16 protein-coding genes are annotated in these 20,885 nt (G+C 72.2%); 6 read left to right on the top strand and 10 right to left on the bottom strand.

The genetic code is table 11. From position 1 onward, the window contains the following. Window positions 1-49 precede the first annotated feature (49 nt). The 3 genes from ABD481_RS35340 to ABD481_RS35330 form a co-directional block, all read right to left on the bottom strand. A complete protein-coding gene (locus ABD481_RS35340; protein ID WP_344670197.1) occupies window positions 50-2,620 on the bottom strand; it encodes a polynucleotide kinase-phosphatase in 2,571 nt (856 codons plus the stop codon). Continuing rightward, window positions 2,613-4,553 (bottom strand): 3' terminal RNA ribose 2'-O-methyltransferase Hen1, encoded by a 1,941-nt coding sequence (locus tag ABD481_RS35335; RefSeq protein WP_344670196.1) that lies wholly within the window; start codon window positions 4,551-4,553, stop codon window positions 2,613-2,615. Before ABD481_RS35335 ends, ABD481_RS35340 begins: the two co-directional genes overlap by 8 nt. 116 nt (window positions 4,554-4,669) lie before the next feature. Beyond that, window positions 4,670-5,227 (bottom strand): RNA 2'-phosphotransferase, encoded by a 558-nt coding sequence (locus ABD481_RS35330; protein WP_344670195.1) that lies wholly within the window; start codon window positions 5,225-5,227, stop codon window positions 4,670-4,672. A gap of 74 nt (window positions 5,228-5,301) precedes the next feature. Between ABD481_RS35330 and ABD481_RS35325 the strand changes: the two genes are divergently transcribed. Further along, a complete protein-coding gene (locus ABD481_RS35325; RefSeq protein ID WP_344670194.1) occupies window positions 5,302-6,303 on the top strand; it encodes a phosphotransferase enzyme family protein in 1,002 nt (333 codons plus the stop codon). Between the two features lie 239 nt (window positions 6,304-6,542). Here the strand turns inward: ABD481_RS35325 and ABD481_RS35320 are convergent, their stop codons facing one another. Beyond that, window positions 6,543-8,807, bottom strand: a complete 2,265-nt coding sequence (locus ABD481_RS35320; protein ID WP_344670193.1) for a bifunctional polysaccharide deacetylase/glycosyltransferase family 2 protein — start codon at window positions 8,805-8,807, stop codon at window positions 6,543-6,545. A gap of 180 nt (window positions 8,808-8,987) precedes the next feature. On the opposite strand from ABD481_RS35320, the gene ABD481_RS35315 reads away from it, so the two are divergent. After that, window positions 8,988-9,224: a hypothetical protein gene (locus ABD481_RS35315; RefSeq protein ID WP_344670192.1), complete on the top strand. Its 237-nt coding sequence runs from the start codon at window positions 8,988-8,990 to the stop codon at window positions 9,222-9,224. A gap of 140 nt (window positions 9,225-9,364) precedes the next feature. On the opposite strand, the gene ABD481_RS35310 is transcribed toward ABD481_RS35315, so the two are convergent. The 3 genes from ABD481_RS35310 to ABD481_RS35300 all read right to left on the bottom strand — a co-directional run bounded on the left by ABD481_RS35310 (window position 9,365) and on the right by ABD481_RS35300 (window position 12,303). Continuing rightward, entirely contained in the window at window positions 9,365-10,129 is a 765-nt protein-coding gene (locus ABD481_RS35310; RefSeq protein WP_344670191.1) for a hypothetical protein, read from the bottom strand. 166 nt (window positions 10,130-10,295) lie between these two features. Beyond that, the gene (locus ABD481_RS35305; protein WP_344670190.1) at window positions 10,296-11,588 is read right to left on the bottom strand and encodes a hypothetical protein; all 1,293 of its coding nucleotides are present in this window, start codon (window positions 11,586-11,588) and stop codon (window positions 10,296-10,298) included. Then, window positions 11,581-12,303, bottom strand: a complete 723-nt coding sequence (locus tag ABD481_RS35300; protein ID WP_344670189.1) for an RNA polymerase sigma factor — start codon at window positions 12,301-12,303, stop codon at window positions 11,581-11,583. The genes ABD481_RS35305 and ABD481_RS35300 overlap by 8 nt, the downstream gene beginning before the upstream one ends. 305 nt (window positions 12,304-12,608) lie before the next feature. Here ABD481_RS35300 and ABD481_RS35295 point away from each other — a divergent pair, with 305 nt between their 5' ends. Genes ABD481_RS35295 through ABD481_RS35285 form a run of 3 tightly spaced genes read left to right on the top strand, consistent with a single transcriptional unit; the run spans window position 12,609 to window position 16,233 of the window. Further along, window positions 12,609-13,436: an enoyl-CoA hydratase family protein gene (locus tag ABD481_RS35295; protein WP_344670188.1), complete on the top strand. Its 828-nt coding sequence runs from the start codon at window positions 12,609-12,611 to the stop codon at window positions 13,434-13,436. Then, window positions 13,433-13,912 (top strand): RidA family protein, encoded by a 480-nt coding sequence (locus tag ABD481_RS35290; protein ID WP_344670187.1) that lies wholly within the window; start codon window positions 13,433-13,435, stop codon window positions 13,910-13,912. The genes ABD481_RS35295 and ABD481_RS35290 overlap by 4 nt, the downstream gene beginning before the upstream one ends. Further along, window positions 13,909-16,233: a bifunctional salicylyl-CoA 5-hydroxylase/oxidoreductase gene (locus ABD481_RS35285; RefSeq protein ID WP_344670186.1), complete on the top strand. Its 2,325-nt coding sequence runs from the start codon at window positions 13,909-13,911 to the stop codon at window positions 16,231-16,233. The genes ABD481_RS35290 and ABD481_RS35285 overlap by 4 nt, the downstream gene beginning before the upstream one ends. A 139-nt stretch (window positions 16,234-16,372) precedes the next feature. On the opposite strand, the gene ABD481_RS35280 is transcribed toward ABD481_RS35285, so the two are convergent. Then, window positions 16,373-17,269, bottom strand: coding sequence for an alpha/beta fold hydrolase (locus ABD481_RS35280; protein ID WP_344670185.1), 897 nt, complete (start codon window positions 17,267-17,269; stop codon window positions 16,373-16,375). Window positions 17,270-17,323: 54 nt separating this feature from the next. Between ABD481_RS35280 and ABD481_RS35275 the strand changes: the two genes are divergently transcribed. Further along, entirely contained in the window at window positions 17,324-17,932 is a 609-nt protein-coding gene (locus ABD481_RS35275) for a TetR/AcrR family transcriptional regulator (protein ID WP_344670184.1), read from the top strand. Between the two features lie 183 nt (window positions 17,933-18,115). Here the strand turns inward: ABD481_RS35275 and ABD481_RS35270 are convergent, their stop codons facing one another. Both ABD481_RS35270 and ABD481_RS35265 read right to left on the bottom strand, forming a co-directional pair. Then, a complete protein-coding gene (locus ABD481_RS35270) occupies window positions 18,116-18,913 on the bottom strand; it encodes a PaaX family transcriptional regulator (protein ID WP_344670226.1) in 798 nt (265 codons plus the stop codon). 127 nt (window positions 18,914-19,040) lie between these two features. Continuing rightward, window positions 19,041-20,675: an AMP-binding protein gene (locus ABD481_RS35265; protein ID WP_344670183.1), complete on the bottom strand. Its 1,635-nt coding sequence runs from the start codon at window positions 20,673-20,675 to the stop codon at window positions 19,041-19,043. Between the last annotated feature and the right edge of the window lie 210 nt (window positions 20,676-20,885).

Here is a 20,885-nt window from a genome sequence, read left to right as displayed (position 1 = left end):
CGGCCGAGCGCTCGACCAGACCGAGCACTCGACCGCCCTCACTAACTAACTAAAGCCGCGGGTCCACCGGCTCGGACTCCAGCGCCAGCACGGCGAACACCGCCTCGTGGACCCGCCACAGCGGCTCCCCGGCGACGAACCGCTCCAGCGATTCGAGCCCGAGCGCGTACTCACGGCTGGCCAGCGAGCGCTTGCGCCCCAGGCCGCGCTTCCGCAGCCGCTCCAGGTTCTCCGGCTCCAGGTATGCGGGGCCGTAGATGATCCGCAGATACTCCGGTCCCCGGCACTTCACCCCGGGCTGCACCGGGCCGCGGCTGCCAGGAGTGAAGCCGTGCAGCGGCTTGACCACCATGCCCTCGCCGCCGGCCCCGGTCAGCGCCAGCCACCAGTCCGTCGCCTCGGCTACCGACGCCTCGTCGTCGAGGTCGACGACGCGGCGCTCGGTCCGGGTGAAGAACTCCGGATCGGCGGCGACCAGGCGGTCGGCCAGCTCGATGTGCCAGGCGTTGCCCTTGCCGACGGCGTGGTTCGCCCCCTGCGACGCCAGCACCTGGAACGGCGCCAGGCGAAGGCCGTCCAGACCGTCCACCGGCCAGCAGTAGCGGCCGTAGGCGGCGGTGAAGGCATCGGCGTCGGCCAGGCGGCGTTCCTGGCGCGCGGCGAGGTCGCCGACGTCGAGCCCGCGCGCCACTGCGGCGGTCAGCACCGACGTGGCGGCGGCCAGCGCGGTGCGCGCCGCGGCGCCAACGGCGGCGTACTGGTCCCGCAGCAGCCCCATCGCCTTGGCGGACCAGGGCAGCAGCTCGCAGTCCAGCAGCAGCCAGTCGGTGTCCAGCGCCGACCACAGGTCGGCGGTGTCGGCGGCGGCGCGGACCCGGGCCAGAATCGCCTCGATCTGCTCCGGGCGGTCGAAGAAGGGGCGTCCGGTGCGGGTGTACACGGCGCCGGTGCTGCCGTCGTCGACGCCGAAGCGGCTCCGGGCGGCGTCCGGGTCGCGGGCGAGGACGACCACGGCGCGCGAGCCCATGTGCTTCTCCTCGCACAGCAGTTCCCTGACGCCCTCCTCGCGGTAGGCCTGGAACGCCTCGGCCGGGTGCTCCAGGAAGCCGGGCAGCGTCGAGGTCGCGCACGGGGCCATCGTCGGCGGCAGGTACACCAGCCAGCGCGGGTCCACCGCGAAGCGGCTCATCACTTCGAGCGCGGCGGCGGCGTTCTCCTCCTGGACGGTGACCCGGCCCAGGTGGCGGGCCTCGACGACGCGCCGGCCCAGGACGTCGTCCAGGTCCAGCACGCCGGGGTCGCGGCGCACCACGCCGGAGGCGGAGGCGAAGGTGGTGGCCTCCAGGGGGCGCACCGGCTCGTACCAGACCTGCTCGGCCGGCACCGAGACCGGCTCGCGCTCGGGGTACCGCAGGGCGCTGAGCCGGCCGCCGAACACCGCGCCGGTGTCCAGACACAGGGTGTTGTTGACCCACTCCAGGTCCAGGACCGGGGTGTGGCCGTACAGCACGGTCGCCTTGCCGCGGTAGTCGTTGGCCCAGGGGTAGCGCACGGGCAGGCCGAACTCGTCGGTCTCGCCGGTGGTCTCGCCGTACATCGCGAACGAGCGGACGCGGCCGGAGGCACGGCCGTGGTACTCCTCCTTCAGACCGGCGTGCGCGACCACGAGCTTGCCGTCGTCCAGGACGTAGTGGCTGATCAGACCGTCGCAGAAGGCGCGGACACGCTTGCGGAAGTCCTCATCCTCGGCATCGAGCTGCGCCAGCGACTCGGCCAGGCCGTGGGCGACCTTGACCTTGCGGCCATCCAGGGCCCGGACCAGTTTGTTCTCGTGGTTGCCGGTGACGCACAGCGCGTGCCCGGCCTCGACCATGCCCATCGCCAGGCGCAGCACGCCGGGAGTGTCCGGACCGCGGTCGACGAGGTCGCCGACGAAGACGACGGTGCGGCCGTCGGGGTGGACGGCGTCGACGGGGCGTCCGCGGTCGTCGCGGAGCATGGTGTAGCCGAGAGCGGCGAGCAGCGACTCCAGCTCGGAGCGGCAGCCGTGAACGTCGCCGATGACGTCGAAGGGGCCGGTGAGCTCGCGCTTGTCGTTGTAGGCCTTCTCGTAGGTGATGACGGCTTCGTCGACCTCTTCGACGCCGCGCAGCACGTGCACCTTGCGGAAGCCCTCGCGGGAGAGGTTGCGCAGGCCGCTGCGCAGCTCGCGACGCTGGCGGGAGACGACGTGCGCGGGGAGGTCCGCGCGGTCGGGCCGGGCGGCGTTGCGGTCGACGCAGGTCCGCTCGGGGACGTCCAGGACGATCGCGACCGGCAGCACGTCGTACTCGCGCGCCAGCTTGACCAGGGCCTCCCGGGCCTTGGCCTGGACGTTGGTGGCGTCGACGACGGTCAGCAGGCCGCGGCGCAGGCGGATGCCGACGATGTGGTGCAGGAGGGCGAAGGCGTCGGGGGTGGCGGCCTGGTCGTTCTCGTCGTCGGCGACGATGCCGCGGCAGGCGTCGGACGAGACGACGGCGGTGGGGCGGAAGTGCTTGCGAGCGAAGGTCGACTTGCCGGAGCCGCTGGTACCGACGAGGACGACGAGGGAGAGTTCCGGGACGGGAAGGTCAGACATCGTCGGCCTCCTTTGTAGGTGCGGTGGGTTCGGGGGCGGTGGCAGCGGGCGCGGATTCGGGCGCGGGCGCGGTTGTGCGCTCGGCGGCGCCCTTGCCGACAGTGAACAGCGCCAGCTGCGTCGACGGCCCCAGCTCCGGATCCTCCTCGCCGACCGGCTTGAAGCGGACGTCGTAGCCATGGGCGGCGGCAACGCGCTCGGCCCAGGCCCGGAACTCAGCACGCGTCCACTCGAAGCGGTGGTCGCTGTGGCGGAAGCGCCCGGCTTCGAGGCTTTCGTAGCGGACGTTGAACTCGGCATTCGGGGTCGTGACAACGACCGCCCGGGGGTGCGCGGCGCGGAAGACGGCGTGCTCCAGGGCGGAGAGGCGATGGGGGTCGACGTGCTCGATGACCTCCATCAGCACGGCGGCGTCGTAGCCGGCCAGGCGCGCGTCGGTGTAGGTGAGGGCGCCCTGACGCAGAGTCAGACGCGCCTGGACCCGCTCGGGAAGCCGATCGACACGCAGCTTGCGCGCAGCCATCTGCAACGCGCGGGCCGAGACATCGATGCCGACAACCTCGGTGAAGGCACGCTCCTTGAGCAGGTCACGCAGCAGCGCACCCTCGCCACAGCCCAGGTCCAGCACACGGGCCGCCTCAACCTCGTGGAGCGCGGCGACAACGGCCAGACGACGCGCGGCGGCCAGGCTCTGCTTGCGTTCACTCGCCTGGCGCAACTTCGGGTCGGATTCATTGACCGTGATCGACTCGGCGGCCGACGCTGGAGCAACGATTCCGGGCGCGCCTTCTCCTTCTGGGTGGTCGAGCCCCCTGGGTGGGTGGGGTGTGTGTACGTCGCCGAGCGTGGTCTGGGCCTGCGGCGTGTGCGTGCCATCGGGCGCGGCCTGAGACTGCGGCGTGTGCGCGGCGTCGGGCGCGGTCTGCGGCGTGTGCGTGGCCTGCGGCGTGCGCGCGGCGTCGGGCGTGGCCTGCGCCGTGTGCGCGGCGTCGGGAGCCGTCTGAGACTGCGGCGCGTGCGCGGCGTCGAGGGTGGCCTGCGGCGTGTGCGTGTGCGCATCGTCAAGCGTGGCCTGCGGCGTGCGCGCGTCATCGGGCGCGGCCTGGGTCTGCGGCACCTGCGCGTCGTCGCTCTCCTCCTCGAACTCGAACCCGACCGCGTTGTCCAAAGCCTCCGGCTCGACGTCGTCGACCTCCGCCAGGCGGGCCAAGGCCTCGCGGACGAGCGGCTGGCGGCGGGCGAGGTAGCGGCGGGCGATCATGCCGCGCATCGGGTGCGTGCCGAGCCAGCCGCCGCTGACGCGGACCAGCTTGTCGACCTCGTCGTCGGCGACCCAGTAGTGCTTCGACCCGTCGAGGGCGGCCAGCAGGACGAACAGGTGCGACAGCGCGTCGGTCAGGCGGAGGGTGCCGGTGAGGGTCAGGCTCGTGTAGCGGGAGGCGCCCCAGTCGGGGAAGGCCGGGTCCAGCAGAACCTGCTCCGCGGCGACGGTCCATCCCAGCGGCTCGAACAGCTCGGCGGCGAGCTCGGGCTCCCGGCAGATCAGCGTCGGCACCTCGATGCGTAGCGGAAGCGGCGTGGCGGCCAGTTCCGGACGCTGGTCGCAGCGCCCGCGCAGAGCGGTGCGGAAGACGCGGCCGAGGGCGGAGGCCAGGAGCGAGGAGGCGGCGTAGGGGCGGTCGTTGACGTACTGCGACAGCGCGAAGTCCGGCGTGTTGCGGCCCTTGCCGCGGACCAAAGCGACCGGGTCCACCTCCAGCAGGAGCGCGGCGGTGCATTGGTGCTGGTCGGCCACCGGATAGAAGACGTGAGCCCTGCCATAGGTCACGTCGAAGACCTGGACCCGCTCCGGGTTCTTGTGGAGCAGGTACCCCAGGTCGCTGGCCGGCCAGTCGGCGTCGGCCGGCGGCGTCGCGGTAATCGTCAGGAGCATTTGACGATCGTGGCTGAGGCGCCGGGGGCGGGCAAGTCAGTATCGAAAGATAACCACCAGTCAATAACTGAATATAAAAGCCCCAGGCGGGATCCCATAGTGGGTCTCAGCCGATTTCAGCCGACCCCCGACACAGTACTCAAATAGGTCGGCGGCACGGCATCGACCAGCCACACCCCGTTCCCGGTGACATAAAACACGTGCCCGTCCGCGTGCATCCGCGCGGCGGCCACCGCCAGCACCGCCGGCCGTCCATGCCGACCGCCGACCTTCACCGCCGTCTCCGTGTCCGGCGACAGGTGCACGGCGTGCCGCGCCATCGGCAGCAGACCGCTGCGCCAGATCTCGGCGACGGACCCGTGGCCGGTGCCGTGGTACAGCACCTCGGGCGGCTCGGCCGGTTCGTAGCCGAGCTCCACCGGGACCGAGTGGCCCTGGCGGGCGCGGATCAGGGTGCCGGTGTCGTCGAACTCGAATCGGCGCTTGTTGTTCTCGGCCACGACGTGGTCGAGCTGCTCACGGGTGAACGTGCGGCCGTGGGCCGCGGCCTGGGACAGCAGGTCGTCGACGAGGACCCACCCGGCCTCGTCCATGGTGAGACCGATCGCCTCGGGGTTGTGGCGGAGCCAGTTCGACATCCGCTTCGACAAGCGGACCATATCCTTCTCATTCATTGTGCGACCAAGGTCCCGCAACGGCCCGGGTGGACGCAATGGACTTTCCGGAGCGGGGCGGGAAGAGTGGCCAGGTGAGCGTGGAGCCGGAAATCGTGGCCGAACTGTTGTCTTCCTGGGGGCTGGAGGGCGAGACGGTCATCAGTGGCATCGATCAGGGGACGAACAACCAGACCTTTCTCGTCGGCCGCGGGACCGAGCGCCTGGTGCTGAGAGTGAGCCAGTCCCTGTCGCCGGCCGAGGTCCAGGCCGAGCACGCGGTACTGCGGCGGGTACGGCAAGCAGGCCTTCCGTTCCGAGTCCCGGAACCGATGCCGGCCCTGGACGGGGAGACGGTGGTCAAGTCCCCGGCCGGACCCGCGAGTCTGAGTCCGTGGCTTCCCGGCACGCGCCCCGACCTCGCGGACGAGCCGGCGCTCGGGCGCTTCGGCCGGGCAGTCGGACTCTTGGACGGCGCGCTGGCCCGGGTTCCGCTCCAAGAGACGGTGCGGGACTGGCGGGGCGACCCGCTGCGCGTGCCCGGCGCTCCGGCCGTCGCCGCGCTGTGTGCCGAGCTGCGCGGGTCGGGGATCGGCGCGGAGCGTACGACGGTGCTGGAGACGGCGGCCCGGCGCGTCGCCCGCGATTGGCCGAGCCTGCTCGCCGAGCTTCCGGTGCAGGTCATCCACGGCGCCCTGGCCGCGGACAGCGTGCTGGCCGACCCTAGAACAGGCGAGATCATAGGGATCCTCGACTTCGAATTCGCCGGGTCGGGCTTCCGGGTCCAGGACTTCCTCGCCGCCCTGTTCAACTCGGGCGCCTGGGAGCGGCCCGACTGGCTGGCACACACCTCGGCCCTGGCGCGGGGCTACGCCTCGGCCCGCCCGCTGGAGATCGCCGAGATCGACGCCATACCCACGCTCTTGCTAGCCCGCTCAGTCGCCGGGGTCTTGTGGCGGGCGAGCCGCTGGCGCGTGGCCCGGGCCCAGCTCGACGACGTCGCGAGCCGACTCAGGAAGCTGGAGGCGCTGACGGTGTGGCTGGCGGCCGATCGCGAGATGTTCCAGTCGATGATGGCTGACACCAACGGGCACTGAGCGGCAGTGGTACCGAGCAGCACCGAGCAGCACCGAGCGAGCGCCTAGCGGACCCTGAGCCCACGTTCTCCGCATAGGTACTGAATAGGCATCAAATAACCCCGGATAAGCATTCGGCTCCGGTTCCCGCCGGGAATGGGCGACGGGTTCCGGAGCCGAACGCTGTACGAGATGCCACCTTCTCGCCGACATATAGGCGTCACAGCCTTCGCTGGCGTTACACCCCCGCGCAATAATTCCTAAACATGCTGCTGACCTGCGGCGGGAGTGCCCAGACTGCCGTAGCGCTGCATCCGCTGCCACCGCAAACGGGTCCCGACGACCGCTGTGACGAGTGAGTGGATTACCACTAGGTACATCAACTGGCGGTACACCACCTGTTGCAGCGGCAGCGTCCATAGGGCCGTCGCGCGCTCGCCGTCCAGCCGGAAGGCGTAGAAGGCCATCAGGGCCTGCACCGCCAGGAACGCCAGCCACACCGCCCCGACCCGCGCCGCGTTGTCGAACACGAGGCCGTAGACGGCCAGCACGTCGACCACCGGCGCCAGCAACGGCATCAGCACCTGGAACAAGAACATGTAGGTCAGGCCGCGCCGGCCGAGCCTGCCCTCGGCACCGCCGCGCAGCACGCTGCTCCGGTGCTTCCACATGGCCTGCAACGTGCCGTAGCACCAGCGGTAGCGCTGCCGCCAGAACTGCCGCAGCGAGGTCGGGGCCTCGGTCCAGGCCACGGCGCGCTCCTCGTAGACCGCGCGCCAGCCGTCCCGGATCACGGCCATGGTGAGGTCGGTGTCCTCGGCAAGGGTGTCGTCGCTGACGCCCCCGACCCGGGTCAGCGCCTCCCGCCGGAACGCCCCCACGGCGCCGGGCACCGTCGGCATGCAGCCCGCCAGGTCGTACATCCGGCGCTCCAGGTTGAAGCCGACGACGTACTCGATGTGCTGCCAGCGCCCCAGGATGCCCTGACGGTTGCCGACCTTGGCGTTGCCGGACACGGCGCCCACCGAGGGGTCGGCGAACGGTTGCACCAGCCAGGCGATGGTCTCCGGCTCGAAGACGGTGTCGCCGTCCATCATCACCAGCAGGTCGCCGCGCGCCGCCGCCGCGCCGGCGTTGAGCGCGGACGGCTTGCCGCCGTTGGGCTTGCGGATCAGCCGCAGCGGCGGCAGGCCCAGACGCCGCCGGGCGATGAGCTCCTCCACCACGGCGGCGGTGCGGTCGGTAGAGCCGTCGTCGACCACGATGATCTCGATCGGGTGCCGGCTGGCGGACAGCGACTCCACAGTCGCCCGGATCCCGGCCTCCTCGTTGTAGGCGGGCACGATGACCGACACCGGGCGCCGCACCGGCGGTCCCCACGGCGCGGCCCGCCGCTTCTTATGACGGCGCGCCGCGACGAGCAGGATCAGGATCCGGGCGCCAGCCACGACCCCGGCGGCAAGCACCGCCCAGCCGAGCCAGTGCACGACGAACCCCGACACCTCCACCGCACCGATCAGCGCCTCGCCCTTCCAGCGCGCGCCAGTCCCGGCCGGCACCATCGGCGAGGGAGCGCCGACGGCGGCGCTGACGGTCGCGAACGTGTAGCCGCGGGCCTGCAACGCCGGGATGAGCCGGTCCAGCGCCGCGACGGTCTGGGACCGGTCGCCGCCACCGTCGTGCAGCATCAGGACGAAGCCGGGCGGCGGGGTGCCGGCCGCGGGGCTTGGAACCGTGTCGGCCGCGGCAGTCGGCAGGGTGCCTGCCGCCGCGCTTAGCGAGGTGCCTGCTTTCGCGCTTGGCGCAGTACCTGGCTTCGCACTTGGCGCAGTGCCAGCCGCCGCGGTCGGCGGAGCAGCGGCTGCCGCGCTCGACTCCACCACCGGCGCGACCGCGTTGTCGACGATCTTCTGGACGCCGTCGCGCCGCCAATCCTCGCTGTCCCGATCGGTGAGCACCACCAGGTAGCCGTGCTTGCCGGCGTCCTGCAGGGCGGCCCAGTCCAGCCGGTCCAGCGCGTCGGGCTCGGAGGAATACGGCGGCCGCAGCAGCGGGGTCGACACCCCGGCGGCCCCGGCGATCGCCGACTGGGTCTGGGAGAACTCCAGGTCCCGGCGCCAGGCCGGCTCGGTGGCGAGGTCGGCGTGGGTAAAGGTGTGGACGCCGACCTCGTCCCCGGCCCGCACCTCGTCGTGCACCAGCCCCGGGTACTGCGCCACGTGCGCGCCGATCAGGAAGAACGTGGCCGGCACGTGGTGCCTGGCCAGGACCGCGAGCACCTCCGGGGTCCAGCGCGGATCGGGGCCATCGTCGAAGGTGAGCGCCACCTTGCCGGGCTGCGCGGACAGCGAACGCTGACTGCCGGAGCGGGTGTCGACGACCGGCCCGCCCGCCGCCATCTCCGGCGGCACGCCCACGGCGCCCAACGGCCGGTGCGGACCGCCGGTGCCCTCCCCGCCGACCTGGTGGTCCAGGATGCCGCCGAGCAGCAGCATCGAGGCCAGCGCCAGAGTCATGGCGCCCATCAGGACCCAGTGACTGCGCGGAGTACGGGCCTTGACCGGCCGATGCCGCACCGGCGGCCGACGCGGCGGCCGGCTCGGACCACGCGGCGGACGCCCGGGGCTCGGCGGCGTGGGCGCGATCTCGCCGGGCCGGACCCTCGGCGCGGGGTCGCCGTCGGGGCGCGGACGCTGGGGTACGGAATGAGCTCGGTCCGGGCGATCGCGGTCGAGCCGGTCCTGGTCAGGTCGCCGGTCCCGGTCGGATCGGTCCTGATCGAGGCGGCCCTGGTCGGGTCGGTCCTGGTCGGATCGGCCCTGATCGAGCCGGTCCCGGTCGGGGCGGTCACGATCGAGCCGGTCCCGATCGGATCGGTCCCGCCCGGTCCCGCCCCGGCGACGGGAATCGGGCCGCTCGCCATCAGGGCGTCCGCGGTGTGAGTTGCTACGAGGAGGTGGGATCGGCATCTCGGTGGGGGCTGTCGGGGCCGGTGGGGGACGGTGCGTTCGTCAGAACAAAGGTTTGTCAGAGTAAGAATTCGCGGTCAGGGCGGGAACCCGATGCCGGGCCGCGTAAGGCCTCAGCCGGTCGGCGCCGACGACGACTTGTGCTGGTGCCCCGGCGGCGTCGGATTGCCGTGCGCGCTCGTCGGCGACGAGGCGGCGGTGCTCACCGGCGCCGACGTAGGAGTCGGCTGAGGCGGCGCCGCGGAGCCGCTCGACGTGGGTTGCGGCGCCGACGCCGAGGTCTGCCCCGCCTTCCCCGGCGTGGAGGCGTGCGTTTCCGGACGGCGCTCCGTCGCACCGGTCGGCCGTCCGGCGGAATGGTCGGCGGCGCCCGGCTTCCCGGACGTCCGCACCCCGTCGGCCCCGTTCGCGACAGCCGACGTCGAAGCCGGCGTCGGAGCCTTCTGCGACGGCACCCCCGGCACCGGCAGCAGTGCGTTCGGCGGTATCGGTCCGCCGGCGAAGCTCACAACAAGCAGCCCGGCGTACCCGGCGACGACAGCCATCGCGGCCAGCGACGCCCGCCGCGCGATCTTACGCCGCCGCCCGGAGGCGTCCACGAAGATCGGCCCGGCCGGCGCAGCGACGTCGGCGTCGGCGGCCTCGTTCGCGTCCTCGGACCAGTCGGACCAGTCGCGCTCGGCCCCGGCCGTGAACCCGCGCTCGAACCCGGCCCCGGTTCCGAACCCCGCCTGACCACCCACCCTCGGCCCCTGCGACCGATGCATGTCGGCGAGATAGTCCAGATCGTCGGCGAGGATCTCCAGATCGGCCGGACCGTGCGGACGAGGGCGCGGTATCGGGTGCGTCGGCCGCTGCCGCCCGGTCGGAGTCTGCACTGTTCCTGGTCGTCCTTCGCCGTGGGCTGTGGCCGGGCCCCGCCGTGAAAGGACGGGGCCCGGACCGGAGGACCGGCCGGCAGGGATGGGTACGGCCGGGCTCGCATGCCGCGATCCCTCTTGCGGGAATAGGCGTCCGGACTCGCGTTGACGTTACCGCCGCAGCTCAGCGCCTGCCGAGATGCGGAGTGTGGGACGGGTTCGGGGTGTGGCCGTGCCCGTTGCCGGCCCCGCCGGAGGTGCTGTCGGCCGGCGTGGTGGGGGTGGCGCCGGCCGGCTTGTGGTCCTTGGACGGGCTCGGCGCGGTGCTCGGCGGCTGGCTGCCGCTCGGGTCCGGCGCCGGATCCGCGGCCGGCGTCGTGGGCTCCGGCGGGACGGCCGCCAGCGCGGTGGCGCAGAATTCCGCGATCTTCTCCTCGCCGCCGGCCAGCGTCGCCAGGGCGTGCCGGTCGTGGCCGGTGAGCGGGCCGCCGGTGCCGGCCTGCTGCGCGGCGAAGACCCGGCACAGCGCCAGGACGTCGACGGCGGTGTCGGCCGAGGTGCTGGTGCCGGGCGCCGGAATCGCTCCGGCTCCGGTCCCGGTCGGCCTCCCCGGGGCCGGGAGCGCTTTGCCGGTGCTGCCGGCCGGGGCCGCCGCGCCGGTCGGGCGGGGCGTGGAGGGACGGGCCGTGGAGCTCGACGCGCCGCCGGCGGCGGAGGTCGGCGTGGTGGCCTCGGGCTCGGGCTCCGGAACGCCAACTCCGCCGAGCACCTGGTGCGCGACCCGCTGGATCGGCGAGGGCAGCACGTCGGCCTCGGCGGCGACCGCCACCCCGGTCACGGTCAGGGCCCCGGCCACGGCGGCCACCTTCACGCCGATCAGCCGGCTCAGCTGGACCACGGCGCCACGCCGGACCGGGGTCGTGCCGGCCCGTTCGAACGCCCGGCGGGCGGCGTCGTAGCCGCGCAGCTCGTGCGGCCGCGCCGGGGCGGCCGCCGCGGCGAGCAGCCGCCGCACCGCCTGCACGTCCGGCGTCGCCAGGTCCACGGGGAAGTCCACGCTGCTCACAGTCATCTCGCCTCCGCTGTCCGCTGAGCCGACGGGGTGGCCGGACCGCCACGCACCGCTCGCGAACGCCGGATCGGGCCCGTTCTGAACGCCCTGATACCCGGTCGTGCCGCGGGGGCCGGCGCGCCCGCCCGGGTCGTCGGCTCCATCCCAGCCAGCCGAGTGTGCCACCCGCGCGGGCCTCCCGGCGACGGCAGAAATCCCAAGATCTGGCAAATCTGTGGGCTTGGGGGCCTGGACCCCGTTTCCGGCGGAGGGTCCGGCGGCGCAGCCAGGGCCGCCGTCGTTCAGCGCCCACGGCCCGCTGAGCAGGCGTTCGGCCGCGGCGTCGGTCAGGCGGTCGGCCCCGTCCGGACCGTATGGATCACCCAAATCGTGCGGATAGTGCAGATCGCCTACGTTCTCACCCATGTTCCGCGCCTTTCACGGTCCGCGAACCCCGGCCAGCCCGGCCCGGTCCCGCGTTTCCGGCCCCCTCCGTTCCCCCTGTCACCCCACGCTGCCGTGGGCGTTCGGCCGCGGCCTCGGAGGCGCCGGCCGTCCCGGCCAGGCCGTCCACCGCGCCTTCCCAGTCGCTGTCGGTCTGTTCGGCGAGGATCACCGCGAGCCGTTTCAGCCCGCGCATCGCGGCTATCCGCACCGCGCCGTCGCGCTTCTCCAGGACTTTGGCGGTCTGGGCCACGTCGAGGCCGGCGACCACGCGTAACAGCACGGCCTCGGCCTGGTCCTTGGGCAGCCGGGCTATCAGCCGCAGCGCGCGCTCGGTGTCCTCCCGCTCGGCGGCGGTGCGCTCGGTGTCGTCGGCGGACGGCCAGTCGGTGGCGATGGCGGCCACGTCGCCGTTGTCCTCTTTGCGGCGGGAGGTCTTGCGCAGCTCGTCCAGGGCGCGATGGCGCGCCACGCGGAACAGCCACACCCGGAACCCGGCGGCGTCGCCGCGATATCCGCGCACGTCCTTGGCCGCCTGCAGCCAGGTCTCGCTCGCCACGTCCTCGGCGTTGTCGCCGACCACCGCACGCAGGTAGCGCAGCAAAGGCGGATGCAGGGCGTGCCAAAGCTCTGCGAATCCGGTCTCCTCGCCGCGGCGGGCCGCGGCCAGGGCGGAATCCAGGTCGCCCCAGGCCAAGCCGTACCCCTCCTCCGACCGTACGTGCCGAGCACTGCTGCTACAGCTTGTCGCCGCGTGAACCTTACACGGAACCCGGGCCGCGTCCGGACCCAAGCCGCCGACATGTCCTTACCCGCCAAGCGCCGCCCGGCGCCGCTCGGGCGCCATGCAGTCGGCGCGCGGCCGGCGCCCGGCCGTCCCGGACGCCGAGCCCGAACGCCGGACCCGGGCGCCGCACCGGCCCGCCGGTCATGGCGTTTTCATGACGGCAGTCATATATTGGTGATGCCAGGCACCCTCGCAGCGCACCGGGAGGACAGCGCATGAGCCCGTTCCGGGGTTCGGTCCCGTTCACGAACCAGTGGGACCACTTCCGCGTGGAGCACGCCGACGGGGTCGCGACCGTCACCCTGAACCGTCCCGAGAAGATCAACGCCCTGACGTTCGAGGCCTACGCCGATCTGCGGGACCTGCTGGCCGAGCTGCCGCACCGGGGCGACACCCGGGTGCTGGTGCTGCGCGGCGAGGGCCCCGGGTTCTGCTCGGGCGGCGACGTCAACGAGATCATCGGCGCGCTGTTGGCGATGCGCCCGGACGAGCATCTGGCCTTCACCCGGATGACCGGGGACGTGGTGCGGGCATTACGAGAAATCCCGGTGCCGGTCATCGCCTCGATCCACGGCGTCGCGGCCGGGGCCGGATCGGTGCTGGCACTGGCCGCCGACTTCCGCGTGGTCGCCGCCTCGGCGCGGTTCGCCTTCCTGTTCACGAAGGTCGGGCTGTCCGGCTCCGACATGGGAGCGGCCTACTTGCTCCCCCGCATCGTCGGCCTGGGCAACGCCACCAAGCTGCTGATGCTCGGGGACACCGTGAAGGCGGCCGAGGCCGACAAGTACGGCCTGGTGAGCGAGCTGGTCGAGGACTCCGAACTGGAAGCGGCGACGAACGCGCTGGCCAGGCGGCTGGCCGACGGCCCGGCGCTGGCCTACGCGCAGACGAAGATGCTGCTCACCCGGGAGCTGGACATGGGGCTGTCGCCGTCGCTGGAGATGGACGCCGCCGTGCAGGCGCTGCTGATGAACAGCCGTGACCACGCCGAGTTCCATCGCGCGTTCAACGCCAAGGAGACGCCGAAGTGGGAGGGCCGATGAGCACCGGGCCCGCCGAGCGGGCCGCCACCACCACTGCCACCACTGCCACTGCCGCCGCCGCCACTACCCCTACGACCCCGCACGAGCTGGTGAACCCGCCGGAGCTGGCAGCCCCGGTCGGCTTCTCGCACGCTGTGGCCGCCGGCCCCGGCCGCACCGTCTACCTCGGCGGCCAGGCCGCGCTGCATCCGGACGGCACCGTCAACCCGGCCGCCGGCCTGGTCGAACAGTTCGACCTCGCGCTGGCCAACCTGGCCGCGACGCTCGCCGCCGCCGGCGCGGCGCCGGAGCACCTGGTGACCGTCACCGTGTTCGCCACCGACGCCGAGCAGTACCGCAAGGACCTCAAGGAGCTGGGACGGGTGTGGCGCCGCCACCTCGGCCGGCACTACCCGGCGATGGCGTTCTTCGAGGTCAAGGGCCTGTTCGACCCGGCGGCGCTGGTGGAGCTGACCGGCGTCGCGGTGGTGCCGTGAGGATCGCGGTCGTCGGCGGCGGACCCGGCGGCCTGTACTTCGCGGCCCTGGCCAAGCAGCTGGACCCCGGCGCGCAGGTCGACGTCTGGGAGCGCAACGCCGCCGACGACACGTTCGGCTTCGGCGTCGTGTTCTCCGACGAGACCCTCGGCGGGATCGAGCACGCCGACCCGGTGATCCACGAGGCGATGGCCGCCGAGTTCGCCCGCTGGGACGACATCGACGTGCACCACGGCGGCCGGGTCGTCACCTCCGGCGGCCACGGCTTCGCCGCGCTGAGCCGGGTGCGGCTGCTGCAGATGCTCCAGCGCCGCTGCGCCGACCTCGGTGTGAAGGTCCGGTTCCTCACCCCGGCGCCCTCGACCGAGCAGTTGGCCGCCGAGTACGACCTCGTCGTGGCCGCCGACGGCGTCAACTCCGCGATCCGCACGAAGTACGCCGACGCCTTCCAGCCCGCCGTGCGGACCCACGACTGCCGCTACATGTGGCTCGGCACCGACCTGGTCTTCGACGCCTTCCGCTTCCAGGTGCAACCGACTCCGCACGGCGTCATGCAGGTCCACGGCTACCCCTACGACGCCCACGGCTCGACCTTCATCGTCGAGATGCACGAGCGGGTGTGGCGCGCGGCCGGCTTCGACCGCTCGGCCGGCCGCGACTTCCAGCCCGGCGAGAGCGACCACGAGAGCATCGCCCGGATCGGCGAGATCTTCGCCGACATGCTCGGCGGCCACCGGCTGATCGCCAACAACTCGCGCTGGCTCAGCTTCGCGACCGTGACCACGGCGCACTGGTCGCACGGCAACATCGTGCTGCTCGGCGACGCAGCGCACACCGCGCACTTCTCCATCGGCTCCGGCACCAAGCTGGCCATGGAGGACGCGCTGGCGCTGGCCGCGTGCCTGCGTGAGAACCCGGACCTGCCCTCGGCGCTGGCCGCCTACGAGGCCGAGCGGCGGCCGGTCGTCGCCTCCACCCAGCGCGCGGCGGCGGCGTCCCTGCGCTGGTTCGAGGACCTGGGCCGCTATACCGACCAGGAGCCGCTCCAGTTCGCCTTCAACCTGCTGACGCGCTCGCGCCGGGTCACCTACGACAACCTGAAGCTGCGCGACCCGGAGTTCGCCGCCGAGGTCAACGGCGACGCGCCCCCGCCGATGTTCCGGCCTTTCCAGCTGCGCGGGCTGACGCTGAGGAACCGCGTGATCGTCTCCCCGATGGACATGTACTCGGCGGTCGACGGCGTCCCCAACGACTTCCACCTGGTGCACCTGGGCTCCAAGGCGCTCGGCGGCGCCGGGCTGGTGATGACCGAGATGGTGTGCGTCTCCCCGACCGGACGGATCACGCCGGGCTGCACCGGGATCTACACCGAGGAGCAGGAAGCGGCCTGGCGTCGCGTCGTCGACTTCGTGCACGGACACTCCGGCGCGGCCATCGGACTCCAGCTCGGGCACTCGGGCCGCAAGGGCTCGACGAAGCTGATGTGGAAGGGCATCGACGAGCCGCTGCCGGAGGGGAACTGGCCGGTCGTCGGCCCTTCGCCGCTGCCCTACCGGCCCGGGGTGAACCAGGTTCCGCACGAGCTCACAGCCACGGAACTCGACGCGATCAAACAGGAGTTCGCCGCCGCCGCCGAACGCGGCGCCCGCGCCGGATTCGACCTGCTGGAGCTGCACTGCGCCCACGGCTACCTGCTGTCGAGCTTCCTGTCGCCGCTGACCAACCGCCGGACGGACTACTACGGCGGCACGCTGGAGAACCGCCTGCGGTTCCCGCTGGAGGTGTTCGACGCAGTGCGCGCCGTCTGGCCGGCGGACCGTCCGACGACCGTGCGGGTATCGGCGACCGACTGGTCCCCCGGCGGCGTGGACGGCACCGAGTCGGTAGCGATCGCCGAAGCCTTCGCCGAGCACGGCGCCGACGCCATCGACGTCTCGACCGGCCAGGTCACCGCCACCGAGAAGCCCGAGTACGGCCGGTCGTACCAGACCCCTTACGCCGACCGGATCCGGCACGAGGCCGGCATCGCCACCATCGCGGTCGGCGCCATCTCGTCCTACGACGACGTGAACTCGATCCTGCTGGCCGGCCGCGCGGACCTGTGTGCACTGGGTCGGACCCACCTCTACGACCCGCAGTGGACCCTGCACGCGGCCGCCGAACAGGAGTACTCCGGTCCCGGCGCGCAGTGGCCGCTGCCGTTCCAGGCCGGCGCGCGCAAGCCGGCCTCCGGCCGGACCGACGGTCCGCGTCCCCGGCTGGAGCTGATCCGGAGCGGTTCGGCGGGAACGGCTCACGCGCGGTGGCGGCCGCGGGGGTAGCGGCTGGCGGCAGGGGTGGCGGCTGACCGCGGGGGTGGCTGCAGGGGTAGCAGCAGCCGCAGGGTAGCGGCGATAGCGGCTGGTGGCTCCGGTAGCGATAGCGGTAGCGGCGGACGGTCGCGCAAGGCGCCCGCCGCTGCTAGGCCGCGGTATAGGCGGCGCCTTTGAGGATCCGGTCGACGACCAGGTCCGGGACGTCGGTCGACAAGGCGTGGCCGGTCCCGGGCACGATCTCCACCCGCGCGGCCGGCAGCACCTGGCCGATGTGCTCGGCGACCTGCTCGGAGCGGTGCAGCGCACTGCGCTCGCCGAGCAGGAACTGCGCGGGGACCGTGATCCGCTCCAGTTCCTCGTCGCTGATCACGGTGGCCCCGGGCAGGCGGCGACGGAACCCCATCGACGCCTTCACCAGCGCCATCAGGTCGTCGTCGAGGATCGCACTGTTGTGCACCATGCGGGACAGGCGCGGCCGGAGCTTGCGGGGCGCCAGGCCGGCCAGTCCCCCGACGATGATCCAGCGGTAGAAGCGGAAGCCGACCTCGGCGAAGCCCGCGGCGTCGACCAGGGTGAGGCCGGAAGTCCGTCCCGGGTGATGGACCTCGTGGCACAGGGCGATCCAGCCGCCGTAGGAGGCGCCGACCACGTGCACGTCAGTCACGTCGAGCCCGGCCAGCGTCTGGGCCAGCCAATCGGCGAGCGCCGGGCCGCCGGCGAACGGCGCGGTCTGCACGCTCAGGCCGGGTTCGCCGACGGTGTCCACGGTGTAGACGGTGTGCTCACGGCTCAGGGGCTCGATGTACCGGTGCCACATCAGGGCGTTCCCGCCGGAGGCCGGGAGCAGCACGATCGGGGTGCCACCACGGCCGTCCTGCGGCCCGGTGCGGTACACGCGGGTGGTGCCGTAGGCGGTGGGGACGTCCACGGCAGTGGCGGGGACCGGCCAGACGTTGTCGTACGCCCGCTGATACGCGGCGCGGTACCGGTCGGCGGACTTGGCGTCCTTGAACTCGCTGATCTTCAACTCGCTCGCTGTCATGATACAGGTGTACCACGGCATGATACGGTCGTACCACGAGAGGGAGGTCACACCATGACTGCGCGGGTCGATCACGAGGCACGCCGAGCCCAGATCGCCGAAGCGCTACTCCGGATCGCGGACACCCAGGGCCTCCAATCAGCAAGCATGCGCGCGGTCGCGGCCGAGGCAGGAGTATCGCTCCGCCTGGTGCAGTACTACTTCACGACCAAGGACGCACTACTGCTCGACGCCCTGGCCCGGCTACGAGACCAGTTGCAGGCTCGCATGACCGCATGGATCGCACAGGCAGGCTCGCCACCGACACCACGTTCGGTAGTGACGGCCATCCTGGGCTGCATCCTGCCGACGGACTCCGAGAGCAGACGGATCACCCGGACCTACAACGCGTACTACACGCTGGTGCTCAACGAGCCGGGGGCGCTGGAGAAGCAGGGAGCGGCGCAGCCAGACGTGCTGGAGGGGTTCCTCACCAAGCAGATCCAGACCGCGCAGGACGCCGGCGAGGTCGACACAGGCAAGGACGCGGCGCAGGTCGCGGCCGGACTGCTGGCCATGGTGAACGGGCTGGGGTCGAGCGTGCTGGGCGGCCAACGCACCGGCGAGGACGCCGTGGCGGTGCTGGGCTACCACTTGGACGAGCTGTTCGGGAGCACAGCCTGAATCGCGGCTCGCCCTCCGCCTTGCCCGTTGACCTGACCTCCGCCTTGCCGCCCTGCCTGACCTCGGGCTTGGTACTCGCCTTAACCTCTGCCTCGCCCCTCGGCCTAACCTCTGCCTCGCCCCTCGGCCCGACCTCCGCCTTGCCGCCCGGCCTGACCTCGGGCTTAGTCCTCGGTTTTCCCCTCAGCGTTGGACGACGCTGCGCACGTAGTCCAGGCCACGACCGCGCAGCGTGTCGTGCAGACGGAAGAAGATGTCCGCCGCCTGCGCACCGTGCCAATCCTCGGGCAGCAGCTCCGGCGGCAGCCCGGGATCCCGGTAGGGCATGCGCCGCCAGGCGTCCAGGGCCCTGAGGTAGGTGGCGAAGGCTTCGGCGTCGTCGCCGGGCTCGTCGTCCGTGTCCAGGAACTGCGCGGAGAACTCGGCGTACCCGGCCTGGACCGCGCCGAGGTCCCACCAGCGGGCGGCGGCTTCGCGCAGGTCCGCGTAGGCGAGGTAGTCGGCGTGGAAGAGGTCGACGTAGGCCGCCAGTTCGAGGCGCTCCAACGTGTGCCGCGCTTCCTCGGCCAGGTGGGACGGCGCGATCCAGACACCGGGCGCGGTGGTGCCGAAGCCCAGGCGCGACAGGCGGGAGCGCAGCAGGTGGCGACGGTGGCGTTCGGACTCCGGGACCGAGAACACCGCCAGGACCCAACCCTCGTCGAGCTTCACGTCCTGCCGGACGTAGATCCGGCGGTCGCCGTCGGCGAGGATCTGCTCGGCCTCCGCGGACAAGGAGTAGCCCGCGACGCCGCCGGCCTGCCGCGCCTCCAGGAAGCCGCGCTGCTTCTGACGGGACACCGCCGAGCGGACCGCCGGGGCGTCGACGCCGAGGCGCCCGAGCAGCGCCACCAGGTCGGCGACCGCGATCCAGCCGCCGAGCTCGCGGCCGTAGGCCCCGAAGAACGACACGATCAGCGAACGCGGCGTCGGGGCCCGCATGGCCGTGGCGTCCGCCGACAGTGCCTCGGTCTTCGGCGGTGCGCTCACAGGCGGCGGCTTCCTGGGGACGACGGTCTCGGCGGGCTCGGGCGACACAGCGGCAAGATACCGTGCCCGCATGTCCGGTTCAGGACAGGTCTTTGAGCTTGAAACGCTGGAGCTTGCCGGTCGCGGTACGCGGCAGCGCCGGGACGAAGTGGATCACCCGGGGATACTTGTAGGGGGCGATGCGCAGCTTCACGAACTCCTGAAGCTCCTTCACCGTGGCCTCACCCGGCGAGGTGTCGGGGCGCAGCACGACGAAGGCCGTGACGAGCTGGCCCCGGTCCGGATCGGGCGTCCCGACCACCCCGGCCTCAAGCACCGAGGGGTGGCGCAGCAGCGCACTCTCTACCTCGGGGCCTGCGATGTTGTAGCCGGAGGAGATGATCATGTCATCGGAGCGGGCCTGGTACCAGAAGTAGCCGTCCTCGTCCCGGATGTAGGTGTCGCCGGTGTAGTTCCACCCGTGGCGCACGTAGCTGGTCTGGCGCTCGTCGGCGAGGTAGCGGCAGCCGATCGGGCCGCGGACGGCCAGTAGGCCGGGTTCGCCGTCCGGGACCGGGTGGCCGTCCGCATCCAGGATCGCGGCCTGCCAGCCGGGCACCGGACGGCCGGTGGAGCCGGGGCGGATGTCGTCGTCGGCCGCCGAGATGAAGATGTGGAGCAGCTCGGTGGCGCCGATACCATCGATGATCTTGATGTCGGTGGCGGCCAGCCAGGCCCGCCACGTCTCCGCCGGGAGCGCCTCGCCGGCCGAGACGCAGCGGCGCAGCGTCAGAAGCCGCGGGTCGCGGCCACCGTCCGGGGCCGCCTCCAGCATCGCGAGCATGGCGCGATAGGCGGTCGGGGCCGTGAACAGGACGCTGACGCCGTGCTTCTCCACGGCCGCGAGCAGCGCCTCCGGGCTGCCGCGCTCCAGCAGCACGGTCGAGGCGCCGACCGCGAGCGGGAAGATGACCAGGCCGCCGAGACCGAAGGTGAACCCGAGGGGCGGGCTGCCGGTGAAGACGTCGTCGGCGGTCGGCTTGAGGACGTGCTTGGCGAAGGTGTCGGCGATGGTCAGGACGTCGCGATGGAAATGCATGCAGCCTTTGGGGCGGCCGGTGGTGCCGGAGGTGAAGGCGATCATCGCGACGTCGTCCTGCGAGGTCTGGACCGCGACGAACCTCCGCTGCGGAGACCGGGCGCAGCGGGCCACCAGGTCGTCGGGACCGGAGCCGCCCACTGACACGACGCGCATCCCGGCGACATCAGCCTTCACCGCCTCGGCGTCGCAGCCCGGGGCACACAGCGCCACGCCGACGTCGGCGATCTCCGCGACGGTCGCGATCTCCTCGCTGCGCAGCAACGGCACGACGGTCACCACCACCGCGCCGGCCTTCAGCACGCCGAACCAGCAGGCCACGGTCCACGGACTGTTCGGGCCGCAGATCAGCACCCGATGGCCGGGCAGCACCCCGAGCTCCGTCGTCAGCACCTCAGCGATCTGATCGCTGCGCCGGTCCAGGTCGCCGTAGGTCCAGGTCTCGGTGGCGGAGATCAGACACCTGCGGTCCGGCCCAACCGCCGCGAGGGCGGTGTCGAGGAGGTGGGCGGCGCAGTTCAGGCGGTCCGGATAGCGCAGATCGTCACCGCCGGGCAGCAGCTCGGGCCAACGGTCCGCGGCGGGCAGGCGGTCGCGGGCGAAGGTGTCGACGTGCGCTGACGGGAGCAGGTCCATCGGGTCCTCCGGGACTCCGGTACTCCGTGGTGGCTGGCGGGTGCTGGGCAGGACGGGTGGCGCGGATGAAAGGGATGAAGCAGGTGACGCGGCAAAGCTTCCACGGCGAGGACCAACGCAAGGCTGTCGCCGAAGGTGCGCCTTCTGACGTGCTCGACGGCACCAGCGTACGACTTCTGTGACGGCAGTCAAGATTTTGTTACATTGACA

Origin of the sequence: Catenulispora yoronensis (assembly GCF_039531695.1) — a bacterium.
Lineage (GTDB): Bacteria > Actinomycetota > Actinomycetes > Streptomycetales > Catenulisporaceae > Catenulispora > Catenulispora yoronensis.
The sequence above is the reverse complement of the archived record's forward strand: the minus strand, read 5'-3'. Positions and strand labels throughout refer to the sequence as shown.

Excerpts from the sequence above, each read along its gene's own strand:
- ABD481_RS35340 (WP_344670197.1), bottom strand. The coding sequence starts at position 2,620 with ATGTCTGACCTTCCCGTCCCGGAACTCTCCCTCGTCGTCCTCGTCGGT.
- ABD481_RS35335 (WP_344670196.1), bottom strand. The coding sequence starts at position 4,553 with ATGCTCCTGACGATTACCGCGACGCCGCCGGCCGACGCCGACTGGCCG.
- ABD481_RS35330 (WP_344670195.1), bottom strand. The coding sequence starts at position 5,227 with ATGAATGAGAAGGATATGGTCCGCTTGTCGAAGCGGATGTCGAACTGG.
- ABD481_RS35320 (WP_344670193.1), bottom strand. The coding sequence starts at position 8,807 with ATGGGCGCCATGACTCTGGCGCTGGCCTCGATGCTGCTGCTCGGCGGC.
- ABD481_RS35315 (WP_344670192.1), top strand. The coding sequence starts at position 8,988 with ATGAGCTCGGTCCGGGCGATCGCGGTCGAGCCGGTCCTGGTCAGGTCG.
- ABD481_RS35305 (WP_344670190.1), bottom strand. The coding sequence starts at position 11,588 with ATGGGTGAGAACGTAGGCGATCTGCACTATCCGCACGATTTGGGTGAT.
- ABD481_RS35295 (WP_344670188.1), top strand. The coding sequence starts at position 12,609 with ATGAGCCCGTTCCGGGGTTCGGTCCCGTTCACGAACCAGTGGGACCAC.
- ABD481_RS35290 (WP_344670187.1), top strand. The coding sequence starts at position 13,433 with ATGAGCACCGGGCCCGCCGAGCGGGCCGCCACCACCACTGCCACCACT.
- ABD481_RS35280 (WP_344670185.1), bottom strand. The coding sequence starts at position 17,269 with ATGACAGCGAGCGAGTTGAAGATCAGCGAGTTCAAGGACGCCAAGTCC.
- ABD481_RS35275 (WP_344670184.1), top strand. The coding sequence starts at position 17,324 with ATGACTGCGCGGGTCGATCACGAGGCACGCCGAGCCCAGATCGCCGAA.
- ABD481_RS35270 (WP_344670226.1), bottom strand. The coding sequence starts at position 18,913 with ATGCGGGCCCCGACGCCGCGTTCGCTGATCGTGTCGTTCTTCGGGGCC.
- ABD481_RS35265 (WP_344670183.1), bottom strand. The coding sequence starts at position 20,675 with ATGGACCTGCTCCCGTCAGCGCACGTCGACACCTTCGCCCGCGACCGC.